The sequence below is a fragment of the Clostridium saudiense genome (assembly GCF_000577815.1).
GTDB lineage: Bacteria > Bacillota > Clostridia > Clostridiales > Clostridiaceae > Clostridium > Clostridium saudiense.
In genome coordinates this window covers 1-10,838 of the sequence record NZ_CBYM010000071.1, presented here as the reverse complement: position 1 = coordinate 10,838, position 10,838 = coordinate 1, and the positions used below count along the sequence as shown (strand labels likewise).

Here is a 10,838-nt window from a genome sequence, read left to right as displayed (position 1 = left end):
AAATTAATTAGTTAACGGAGTGGTTATAGTGGCAAGAAAAACTATTAAAGGATTAGAGGAAATAATTACAGATTTAGAAAAGCGTTTAAATGAACAGAATAAAATTAATGTTGAATTACATAATCAAATATCAGAAATGCAAATGATTGCTGATGATAAATTTGAAAATAGTCCAATGTATCATCAAATGAATGGTGAAATTGAACAATTAAAGGCAGTTATAAGATTAAATGAAATAAACACTAAATCTAAAGATGATACTATTAAAGGGGATAGAGATACCATACAAAAATTGCTGAAGGAAATTGAAGAATTAAAAAGCAGCAATGTTGTTAACAAATTAAAAAATGAACGCGGTGCTGGAAGAAAAGAAATGTTTACTGAAGAACAAAAAGCTAGAGTAAAAATGTTAAGATTACAAGGTAAAAGTTACAGAGCTATTGCTAAAGATATGAATTGTAGTGTTGCTACTGTTCATAAAATAATTAATGAACAATAATATTAACAAATTAATTAGTTAACATGCGTTATTTAATTAATTTGTTAACATTACTATGAATAATTAATGTGCTAAAAATACGATTTTACAAGAAAGTTTATTTATAGTAAACTTAAATAAGACTCAAACACCCTTACAAATGGCATAAACACGTATTTATAAATTTAAGAAAATAACAAAAACTGCGCAGAAGAATAATTCTGCGCAGTTTTTGTTATTTTCTTAAATTTATATGTATAATTTATTTTTAGTGCAATTAAAATAATTTGTTTCTGTGAGGGATAAAATGAAAAAATATAAAATTATATATATTGTGTGGTAATAAATATTCTTTCAATATATTTACAGAAAGAATATTTTTACTAAAGGATGCTATAATTAGCTTAATTACTAATATGATTACATAAAGTAGATTCAATTTGTTTGAATTTTTTGTCTTCTCAAAATTGAAAAAAACCACTATAGATGGTAAAATTTAAAATAAAACATTAAGGGGGAGCTATGGAAATAAAATATATTAACACATTTGAAGATATTGAATTTTTAATAAAGTATATTCAGTATAAAATGGGATTTAGTAAATATAAATATATTGTTTGTTCTATTAGTGTTATTAGTGGAATATATTATTCAATAAAATTACAAAATTTAATTTATTTTTTCACGAACACAGTAATTATGACTTTTATAGTGTTTTTTTGGTTGAAAAAAACTGAGAATAAGGATATAAATAGGATTTCGAAAAAAATAGCAATAAAGAATTGTAATAAAGATAGATACTTTTTATCTGAAAAAAAACTAATATTAGATAATAGAAAAATATATATATATTGTAATAATGACAAATATGAAATGAAGATAGATAAGTTTATAAAAGTGAATTTGCTTAATGAATATATATTAATATTTTCAACTAAATCATTTGGATATAAAAAGAAATTGATAATTCCTAGAAATATATTTAAAAATGAAGAAGAAATTAATAAATTCATTGAAAAAATAACCATATAAATATTTATATGGTTATTTTTTAAGTTTAATTAGTAGCAATAAAAGTAATCATTGTATATATTGCATAGCCTAGTTGTGTTAATAATGCAGCACCAAAGCTTATTAAAGCTGATAAAAAGCCGAGTTTTATAAAAATTATTAAAGCGCCTATAAGAAGAAGAGGAAGTAAAATAGGTTTAGATTTCTCGACTAAACTATTTACAACAACTGTAATATTTTCATAAATATCTTTTAACCCATCTTTATCGTATTCAATTGACAATACTTGACTAAAAGTTGAATCATTTATATTTAAAGTTTTAGTTAAAGATACAGTAATTATATTATTATTAGTGGATACTGATATAGAAAAACTTTTATTACCTAATTTAAGGAGTTGTTTTGATATATTTACTCCATTTTTAGATAGAGTTGTAGATAAATCTAGTAAATCATTTTTGAATGTACCACTATCAAAACTACCATTTTTAAAATTTGCAACAATTTCTCCATTATTGCTACCACCTCGTGTAAGAGAAAGTTTAACTTTAATTGGTCCAGCTTGAGCAATTATCTTTTCTTGAAGTGTTTGTGTAAATTTAACACCAAAAAGTTCAGCGAACCCACTATTATTTATCTGATCTAATATTGTACTTGTAGATATACTCATATTAAAGTAGTTTAAGATTTCATTAAAAATTGCATTAGCAAAATCATCTTGTCTAGTATTTAAAAGATTAGCATCACTAGAATTACTAATAAAAGCAGTTTCAACTAAAATAGCAGGCATATTAGAAAGTCTTAAAACGGCAAAGTTAGCTTCTTTATGTCCTCTATTAGGTATACCAAATTTACTAGCGATTGATCTAGATATATTTGCAGATAAAGTTTTAGTTGCTGTATTTGCAGTAGGGTGAGTATAGCATTCAGTACCTCTAACTGATGAAGTAGCAGAATTAGCATGTATTGATACGAATAAATCGGCTCCCCAAGCATTAGCAAGTCTAGCTCTGTCCTCTAAGCTTAAATAAGTATCATTAGTTCTAGAATATTTTATTGATATTTCACGTCCGTTAAGTAAAGCACCTAATTTTGTAGCAATGTTAAGAACAATATTTTTTTCTTTTAATCCATTTCCTACAGCACCAGGATCAGTATCACCATGTCCAGCATCAATAAATACCTTTATTGGACCACCAGGTAATGTGCCACTTCCTGAAGATGAAGAAGAATTAAATAGAGCGTTCCAAGTAGTAGGGCCAACAACACCATCAGTGTCAATTCCCTTAGCTGATTGAAAACTAACAACAGCAGATTTAGTAGCATTTCCGTAGTAACCATCAGCGGTACCGCAATTATGACCTAAAGAGTTTAATTTGTTTTGAACAGCTTTAATATCTTCACCGTACATTAAAGGTGAAGTAACCTTTAATAATCTAGTATAGCTACTTCCAGTAGAAGTTGAAGAAGAGCTAAATAAAGCATTCCAAGTAGCAGGACCGACTTCACCATCAGCAGTAAGACCCTTAGCAGATTGGAAGCTGATAACAGCAGATTTAGTAGCATTACCATAATAACCATCAGCAGTACCACAGTTGTAACCTAAAGAGTTCAGCTTGTTTTGAACAGCTTTAATATCTTCACCGTACATTAAAGGGGAAGTAACTTTTAATATTCTAGTATAAGTAGTTCCACCAGATACAGTGTCGAATAAAATATCCCAAGTTGCAGTACCAACTTGTCCATCAGCAGTTAAACCATTTTTATTTTGGAATGAAATAACAGCATTATAGGTAGCAGGACCAGCTATACCATCAACAGTACCAACGCTACAACCTTTTTTATTTAATTGAGCTTGAATTGTAGCAATTTCATTTTTTAAAGTATTCCAAGTAACATCACCTACTATTCCATCATTAACTAATCCATATTTAGATTGGAATTTCTTTACGGCAGTAAGTGTGCCATTTCCAAATTCACCATCAAAACCATTTGGTGAACAACATAAAATGTGTAATCCATATTGAAGATATTTAACATTATCTCCTTTATCTCCTAATTGTAATAACATGATTAATTTCTCCTTTTTAATAAAAATATTTATTTCAAAAGTTAACTTATGTTTAATTTAAAATTCATTTAATTGACCAGTCATATATTTAAGAGTAAAAAAACGTTCAATTTGTAAACATGAAAAAAATATTTTTTTTATGTTTACAAATCGAACGTTTGTTTGCTTTTATATAAGTAGGGGGTGTTTATTTATGGGAAACACAATTTATAAAAATATAAAAGAATATAAAAATGGCAATAAAGAAATATTTAGAGAGATTATAAATGTATTTAACCCTTTAATAAATAAACTTTCAAAATCAGTGAATGGAGAAGATACTAGACAAGATCTATTAGTACATTTATTAGAAATAATAAATAAATTGCCAGAAGAAAACAGATTTGAGGATGATAAAATAATATTTGCTTATATATCTAAAGCATTAAAGTATGAGTATATAAAATTATCTAAAAAAAATGATAAGATAAAAAATCGTGAAGTAGAATTAAATTTAGAAATTGAAATAGGGTATGAAGAGTTTGATTCAGAAGTTGAAGTTTTAAATTTATTTGAAGTATTAACAGAAAAAGAAGAGTACATAATGAAATTAATATATATAAATTATTTATCCATAAGTGAAGTGGCAGATTATATGGGGATATCAAGACAGGCAATAAATCAAGCTAAGAATAGAGCAATAAGTAAATTGAAAAAGGTATACTTAACATAATAAAAAGCAGATATTAATTTTTTAATATCTGCTTTTTTATGTCTTCTAAATCATTTTTTATAGTTGGAAGAACTTCATTTAGTTGTTGAATTATTTTTTGATAATTTTCTTCTCGAATTTGATTTTGTTTTAAAATATATAGCAATAAATAACCAAATAACAAAGCAAAAATACCTTGAGTTGTTAGAAAGTTAAATAACTCTGAATCCATAACATACACCTCCTTATATAAAATATAGAGCAAATAAATAGGGAAATAGTAAACATTAAAATTTGAAATAAATAAAAAAAATGATTTAATATAAAATAAAAAATAAATATATGGAGGGAGAATATGGACGAAAAAAAGTTATGGATGAAAATTAGTGGGAGTATAAATTATTATTTAAGATATTATGATAAAAGAATGTCAGATGAAGAATTATTGGAGGATTATGTAGAATATGTTTTAGGAGCTGAAAAAGGGAGATATGAATATTTAGATAAGCAAACATTTAAGTATATAGAGCTAAGTGATGAAATTGTAGAAAGAGCAATAAATGCGTTTAAAGAGCGATTAAAAAAGAAAAGAGAAAAGGAAAAAATTAATGAAATAGGAGAAAATTTTAGTAGAAGTAAAGAAATTAAAAAGGAAATGGGGAAAGTTATAGATTTTAGTAAATATAGAAAAGTATGATATAATTAGTTGTCGAACAAAGGAGGTGAAGTGATGGGACAAGCGATAAAAAAGAATAAAGTAGAATATATAGATAGGGTTCATGGAAATAGTAAAGGGTGGATCACGAGAAGTTGCATAGATGAAAATGGATATAGTCAATGGCATTATAAGTATTTAGAACTAAAAGAAACAGATTTAACAGGAGAAAACATATATATAACATTAAATACATTTTATAAACCATGTAGAAGATTAGAATGTATAAAAGAATTAAATTTTGTATATATAGATTTAGATTATTATAAAACTAAATATACAAAAGAGCAGGTAATAATGAATTTAGAGTCAAATTATTTTAATAAAATAATACCAGCAACAAATTATATTATAGATAGTGGCCGAGGATTAGCATTATTATGGAATATAAATAAAGTACCAAGTCAAGCATTACCTTTATGGAAAGCAATCCAAGAGTATTTATATCATCAATTAAAAGAGTTTGGAGCAGATAGACAAGCTTTAGATGCAACAAGAGTATTAAGAGTACCAGGAAGTATTAACTCAAAATCAAAAACAGTAGTAAGTATAATAGATGAATATGACTATATTTATGATTTAAGAGAAATACAGAAAGAGTATCTTCCAGAGCTAAAACCAAAAGAAAAGAAAAAAGGTCGTCCAAAGAAAGTAAACTATGTTTATAGGGAAAGAAGTTTATACTTTGCAAGAATACAAGACATAACAAAATTATGTGAACTTCGAGAATATGATTTAAGAGGGCATAGAGAAATAATATTATTTTTATATAGGTATTATCTTTGTAGCTTCACAGAAGACGTCCAAAAGGCGCTAGAAGATGTTTTAGAACTAAATAGTATGTTTATATACCCTTTAAAAGAAAAAGAGGTTATAAGGGCAACTAGAAGTGCAGAAAAGTGTTATTTAGATAAAAATAAAGAATATAAATATAAGAATGATACTTTAATAGAGTTATTAGAGATTACAGAAATTGAAGAAACATATATGACAACTATAATTTCTAAAATGGAATACAAGAGAAGACATAGAGAAAGAGAAAAAAATAGATATATAGAAAAATTAAAATTAGAAGGGAAGATGTCTAAGAAAGAAGAGCTTGAGCAAATTAGAAAAAAAATAAAAAGCCTTCGTGCAAAAGGCTTTAAAAATAAAGAGATTTGTATTGAGCTTGATTTAGCAGAGTCAACACTCAAAAGACATATTACTTATATGAAAAAGAATGGGTTATTAAAATAACCCGTTCTTTTTTTATTTCAAAATCAAACTTATTATATATTAAAAATAAAAAAAAAAAAAGGCTCATTTTTTCTGCGCTTGTATTATAGGGTTACGTAGTAACCTGTTCTATTTTTAGAACAGGTTTAGGGGGTTATCGTTTATGGTTAAGCTACGTTAGCTTATGTAGCCTAGTGTGTTGAGTTACCCAAAACGGCAAGGTGAGAAGTGTTAGTATTTTTAATTTAGAGGATTTTAAAGAGTTTTAAAGAATACATTAAAGTAGTTTAATCTTTTAGAAATGAGGTTTTAGGCTATGTTAAGGACAGTTGAAGAAACTGCTATTCAATTAGGAGTGAGCAAAACTACAATTTATAATAAACTTAAGTTGAAAGAGTATAAAGCTAGGATAGTTAAGAAACAAGGAAAATCAATGGTTGATGACAGTTTATTCAACTTGATTCAAGAAGGTTTAAAAGTTAAAAATGAAGTTGAAAATAAAGAAATTGAGAATGATGTAAATGCAGAGACTTCAATAGATGAAGATGGTTTATTAAATTTGAATAAAGAGTTAATTGATAATTTATTAGAGCAACTTAAAGAAAAAGATAAACAAATATCTGAATTACATAGGTTAATTGAAAATAATCAGATACTTTTAAAGGAAGAGCAGAAAAAAAGTGAACAACAGTTATATTTAGCAGAACATTTTGAAGAAGTAGATAATAAGCTCCAAGATCTAAAAGAAAAAATGGAGCAAAAAAGAAATTATAGGAAAAGCCTTTTTAAGATTTTTTCAAAGTAGCTCAAAAGTAATAAGTTTTAAAAATTTTTTTAACTAATGATAAATAATATTCAAACTAAAAAAATAATCAATGGGCAAGGAGACGCTTATAAAAAAAATTAATGTCAGCAAATTTGGCTTTACTTTGTAGTAACCATTTAGAAGTCATTAATTTTTTTATAAACCTTGATTATTTTTTTATTCATTTCTTCAGAAGTGATTATATACTATTTGTTTAAAAAGTTCAATTTGCAAGTTGAATTTTTTATACTCTCAAATTTTCAGTCTATATGGAGGAGCTTATACTATAGGTCTATTTGTTGAGTGCATAATTATATCCTTCAGATTATTGCAGTTTTTTCTTTATTTTTTCATTTTGTTCTTATTTTTATTTTATATAGTGATAAAAAATAGAATATATTGAAATATATTACAACGTTTATTATAATTAAATTGACATAATATTGATGGAGGGGAATTTATGAATAAAAAAATATTTGCATTACTTTCTGGTATAGTTTTAACAACTTCTTTAATTAATATTGAAGTATCAGCAGAAGTATTAAATTTTCAAGATAATCAACTAGACGTAAATTATGAAAATACAAATAATAATTCATCAAATGAGAATGTTATAGTAAGAGAGTTTATAGCACTTTCAACTAATGAATTTGCTAGGGCTGGAGATGCATGTGAATTAGTTTATTATAGTTCTACTTATATTAAATGTACTAATAAAAGTACAGGAAAAGTTTTTACATGTAATCCAACAACTAGTTATGTTGGATATGGTTATTCTAATTCATCTGGCTCAGTTGGATGTTTACAAGGAATGTTTAATTATTTAGGAGCTGGCCTAGCGGTAGATGGTTTGTTTGGACCAAAAACTTATCAAAAAATAATAGAGTTTCAACAAATGAATAGCAATATTTTAACTGTTGATGGAATAGCAGGTCCAAAAACTTTTGCATGGGCTGTAGAATCAGTTTTTGGAGTTGTACAACCTATAAGTGGTGAATAGCTTTATATTAAAAATAAAATCCAAGTTTCAAAAAATATTTTTTGAAACTTGGATTTTATTTTTTGATAAAGAAAATAATAATTATTCTGATACTCTTATTAAACAGTCTAAATCATACTCTTTCATAAATTCATCTAAGATATTTAGACCAGTATTGATGTTATAATCATAATTATTTTCTTCAATAAAGTTTTGTAAAGCAGTATCATAATTTTCGCTAGTAACAATATCTTGGTCAGTTATATTATTGCTAATTTCAATAGTGCTTAGATTGGTAGTTTCTTTTGTGGTGGTTTGAGCTGAAGGAGAACTTAAGAATGTTGTAGAATAAATAGTAGAACATAAAATAAGTGATAAAGCAATGTATTTACTTACATGTGATTTCAAGATTCTTTTTAACATAGTATTCACCATCCTTATAATTTTTATTATAAAGCAATTAAAACAATATTTTCCTATAAATTCATATTTTTTCAAAAGTATAATTAAATTTTAGTATATAAAGATAATAAAATCAAGATTGATTCATTTAAATTTACACTTACTGCATATAAATGTAAATTTTGTGCAGTAAGTTTGGTTTATAAATTATTAAATATGTGGCTAGCTTAATAAAGGGAATAATATTACGATAAATATATGGTGATAACAAGGGATTAAAAGAATTTATAGAGGTGGGAACAATGGCTATAAAGAATGATTATATCAAGATTCAGTAAGTACGGAGCAGAAAGAATTATTTAAATATATAGCAAAAAAGAAAAAGGTTAGTATGAGTGAGTTTATGGTTGTAGCAACAGGGGGAAAAATCTTTAAAGGAGCAAGAGAAATTAGAAAATAAAGAGAGCTTGGAGCAACGAGTGGCAGAGTTTGAAAAGAAATTACAAGAGATTAAATTAAAAATGGAGAGCCAACGAACTGAAAAAAAGAGTTTTTTAAAATATTTTCAAAGTAGGTTTACAAATTGAATCAAAAAACCTTTTTATAAGTGGAGGAGTTTTTGCAAAAATTAGTGGCGGCAAAATTGGATCAGCACTCACTACGTTAATTTTATCCGATTTAGTAGCCACACATTTTTACTAACAACTGGGGGAAGGCTGTAATTATACTTTAGAGGTAAATATAATTAAACTATAAATATAATTAAACTACAGAGAGTAAACTACAGAGAGTAAACTACAGAGAGCAAGCATAGTAAGTGTGTACACACTTACTATAAATTTAAAATTAAGCTTTACTTAAATTTTAAATTATTTATTGGGAGAGCTGCCCAACCCCTTTTGAAAAAATTTTTTTTGATTGATGTTTACAAATTGATATTAAAAATACTTTTTATATTTTAGGGGGATTATTTATTTATGGAGCAGTGGCTCCATTTTTTTATAAAAAAATAGTTTGAGATTAAAAAAATATATGATAAAATTAAGAAAATAATCACCGACAAAGTGTCGGATTATATACGGTTTTGATACGGTTTTCGTGTGGCATAGTGGGACATTTGGAAATTTTTTTGATAGCACAGAAACGCTAGGCTTTGCCTAGCCTATCAAAGATTTTGATAGCAGTTTCTCTTTATGCTCTTATAAAATATCTGCAGGTGTAATTTCCAGTTAAGATATTTTATAATTCCTTTTTGGGATTTGATTAAACTTTTTTAAAGTTTATGGGTGAGCATAGCGAGGGCAAAGCCCTTAAATAAAAAAAGAAAAGGAGTTAAATTAAGATGGCAAGAATAAGAAAAGAATATAAAATGACAGAAAAAAATGTAGCATATATAGAAGAAGTTAAAGAGAAAAATAATTTAAAATACAGTAGTGAAGCATTAGATTTAATAATTAGAGAGCATAGACAAAATTCAGATATTACAACAGAAGCTATGATTAAAATAATAGCAAAAGAAGTATCAGAACAAATCAAATTTGATATGAAAGAAATAAAAAAATCTAGTAATGATACTGATAGAAATACTCAAATACTTTTAGAATTAATTAATGGATTTTTTGTAATTTCTGAGTATGGAAGGTTAGCAACAACAGAGGATATTATAGCACCAGCATTACCTAGGGCAATAGATCTTGTAGATAAGAGAAGAGAAAATAGTATGAGGTTTAGATAAGAAATATTAAAGTAAAAAAACTCAAGGATTTAGATAGAGAGTATTAATTATATTTTTTTTGATGACCAACTGGAGTATTAAGTAACGGAGTGGAGAGTAGCGTAATGAGTAAGTTAATACGTAAGGCGGTAGAAAGTATTTAGTCTTAAATACTTTTTTAAATTAAACTTTTAAAAAGTTTAATAGAATGTTATTTATAAAAATGATATACTTTAAATAAGTTTTAGTTTGCAAATTTTCCATAGAAGATTTGCTCCGTAAAGGACATCTTTAAAGGTGTCCTTTTATGATATAATGATTAAGTAAACTAAAACTTAAAAAAATTTAAAGGAGAAATAGTATATGGAAAAAGAAATATTAGAAATTTTAAAAGCTATGCAACAAGATATAAAAGGGTTAAAAGAGAGTCAAGAAAGACTTGAATCTAAAGTAGATGGAATTGAAAAGAAGCTTGATGGAGTTGTAGAGCAGACAGCAGATTTATTAGAATTTAGAACTTCTGTAGAAGAAAAGCTTAATGAGTTGAAAGAGGTTGAAGAAGTAACTAAGGCAAATTGTTATGACATAGCAAAATTAAAGTTAAAAGCAGTAAAATAGAATCATAAAAAAGTGAAATTTTATGTGATGTACATGAAATTTTACTTTTTTTATTTTTACTAGGGAGTTTTAAATTCAATTAAGTTACAAAATTAATTATTGAACAAAATAAAGAAAGTGCTATATTTAAGTTAAT

At 26.1% G+C, this 10,838-nt stretch carries 12 protein-coding genes; 9 read left to right on the top strand and 3 right to left on the bottom strand.

Annotated elements, in window-relative coordinates; translation table 11 throughout:
- Positions 1 to 28: 28 nt before the first annotated feature.
- Entirely contained in the window at positions 29 to 499 is a 471-nt protein-coding gene (locus TY07_RS16805; RefSeq protein ID WP_042402963.1) for a helix-turn-helix domain-containing protein, read from the top strand.
- A 501-nt stretch (positions 500 to 1,000) separates the two neighbouring features.
- A complete protein-coding gene (locus TY07_RS16800) occupies positions 1,001 to 1,510 on the top strand; it encodes a hypothetical protein (RefSeq protein ID WP_042402951.1) in 510 nt (169 codons plus the stop codon).
- A 25-nt stretch (positions 1,511 to 1,535) separates the two neighbouring features.
- Here TY07_RS16800 and TY07_RS17495 read toward each other — a convergent pair whose 3' ends face one another.
- The gene (locus TY07_RS17495; protein WP_052330772.1) at positions 1,536 to 3,560 is read right to left on the bottom strand and encodes an N-acetylmuramoyl-L-alanine amidase; all 2,025 of its coding nucleotides are present in this window, start codon (positions 3,558 to 3,560) and stop codon (positions 1,536 to 1,538) included.
- A 193-nt stretch (positions 3,561 to 3,753) separates the two neighbouring features.
- On the opposite strand from TY07_RS17495, the gene TY07_RS16785 reads away from it, so the two are divergent.
- The gene (locus TY07_RS16785; protein WP_042402948.1) at positions 3,754 to 4,272 is read left to right on the top strand and encodes a sigma-70 family RNA polymerase sigma factor; all 519 of its coding nucleotides are present in this window, start codon (positions 3,754 to 3,756) and stop codon (positions 4,270 to 4,272) included.
- Between the two features lie 13 nt (positions 4,273 to 4,285).
- Here the strand turns inward: TY07_RS16785 and TY07_RS16780 are convergent, their stop codons facing one another.
- Positions 4,286 to 4,483 carry a BhlA/UviB family holin-like peptide gene (locus TY07_RS16780; protein ID WP_042402944.1) on the bottom strand — a complete coding sequence of 66 codons (198 nt, stop codon included), beginning with the start codon at positions 4,481 to 4,483 and terminating at the stop codon, positions 4,286 to 4,288.
- Between the two features lie 123 nt (positions 4,484 to 4,606).
- On the opposite strand from TY07_RS16780, the gene TY07_RS16775 reads away from it, so the two are divergent.
- The 4 genes from TY07_RS16775 to TY07_RS18475 all read left to right on the top strand — a co-directional run bounded on the left by TY07_RS16775 (position 4,607) and on the right by TY07_RS18475 (position 7,989).
- Entirely contained in the window at positions 4,607 to 4,948 is a 342-nt protein-coding gene (locus TY07_RS16775; protein WP_042402943.1) for a hypothetical protein, read from the top strand.
- 33 nt (positions 4,949 to 4,981) lie between these two features.
- Positions 4,982 to 6,205, top strand: a complete 1,224-nt coding sequence (locus TY07_RS16770; protein WP_042402939.1) for a hypothetical protein — start codon at positions 4,982 to 4,984, stop codon at positions 6,203 to 6,205.
- Positions 6,206 to 6,500: 295 nt separating this feature from the next.
- Positions 6,501 to 6,989, top strand: coding sequence for a hypothetical protein (locus TY07_RS16765; protein WP_042402936.1), 489 nt, complete (start codon positions 6,501 to 6,503; stop codon positions 6,987 to 6,989).
- A 460-nt stretch (positions 6,990 to 7,449) separates the two neighbouring features.
- Entirely contained in the window at positions 7,450 to 7,989 is a 540-nt protein-coding gene (locus tag TY07_RS18475; protein WP_052330771.1) for a peptidoglycan-binding domain-containing protein, read from the top strand.
- Positions 7,990 to 8,070: 81 nt separating this feature from the next.
- Here TY07_RS18475 and TY07_RS16755 read toward each other — a convergent pair whose 3' ends face one another.
- Positions 8,071 to 8,391 carry a hypothetical protein gene (locus TY07_RS16755; protein WP_042402933.1) on the bottom strand — a complete coding sequence of 107 codons (321 nt, stop codon included), beginning with the start codon at positions 8,389 to 8,391 and terminating at the stop codon, positions 8,071 to 8,073.
- A 1,321-nt stretch (positions 8,392 to 9,712) separates the two neighbouring features.
- Between TY07_RS16755 and TY07_RS16750 the strand changes: the two genes are divergently transcribed.
- Together TY07_RS16750 and TY07_RS16745 are read left to right on the top strand one after the other, a co-directional pair.
- Positions 9,713 to 10,105 (top strand): hypothetical protein, encoded by a 393-nt coding sequence (locus TY07_RS16750; protein WP_042402930.1) that lies wholly within the window; start codon positions 9,713 to 9,715, stop codon positions 10,103 to 10,105.
- Positions 10,106 to 10,447: 342 nt separating this feature from the next.
- The gene (locus TY07_RS16745; RefSeq protein WP_042402926.1) at positions 10,448 to 10,702 is read left to right on the top strand and encodes a hypothetical protein; all 255 of its coding nucleotides are present in this window, start codon (positions 10,448 to 10,450) and stop codon (positions 10,700 to 10,702) included.
- The last annotated feature ends 136 nt before the right edge of the window (positions 10,703 to 10,838 follow it).

Excerpts from the sequence above, each read along its gene's own strand:
- TY07_RS16800 (WP_042402951.1), top strand. The coding sequence starts at position 1,001 with ATGGAAATAAAATATATTAACACATTTGAAGATATTGAATTTTTAATA.
- TY07_RS17495 (WP_052330772.1), bottom strand. The coding sequence starts at position 3,560 with ATGTTATTACAATTAGGAGATAAAGGAGATAATGTTAAATATCTTCAA.
- TY07_RS16785 (WP_042402948.1), top strand. The coding sequence starts at position 3,754 with ATGGGAAACACAATTTATAAAAATATAAAAGAATATAAAAATGGCAAT.
- TY07_RS16780 (WP_042402944.1), bottom strand. The coding sequence starts at position 4,483 with ATGGATTCAGAGTTATTTAACTTTCTAACAACTCAAGGTATTTTTGCT.
- TY07_RS16775 (WP_042402943.1), top strand. The coding sequence starts at position 4,607 with ATGGACGAAAAAAAGTTATGGATGAAAATTAGTGGGAGTATAAATTAT.
- TY07_RS16770 (WP_042402939.1), top strand. The coding sequence starts at position 4,982 with ATGGGACAAGCGATAAAAAAGAATAAAGTAGAATATATAGATAGGGTT.
- TY07_RS16765 (WP_042402936.1), top strand. The coding sequence starts at position 6,501 with ATGTTAAGGACAGTTGAAGAAACTGCTATTCAATTAGGAGTGAGCAAA.
- TY07_RS18475 (WP_052330771.1), top strand. The coding sequence starts at position 7,450 with ATGAATAAAAAAATATTTGCATTACTTTCTGGTATAGTTTTAACAACT.
- TY07_RS16755 (WP_042402933.1), bottom strand. The coding sequence starts at position 8,391 with ATGTTAAAAAGAATCTTGAAATCACATGTAAGTAAATACATTGCTTTA.
- TY07_RS16750 (WP_042402930.1), top strand. The coding sequence starts at position 9,713 with ATGGCAAGAATAAGAAAAGAATATAAAATGACAGAAAAAAATGTAGCA.
- TY07_RS16745 (WP_042402926.1), top strand. The coding sequence starts at position 10,448 with ATGGAAAAAGAAATATTAGAAATTTTAAAAGCTATGCAACAAGATATA.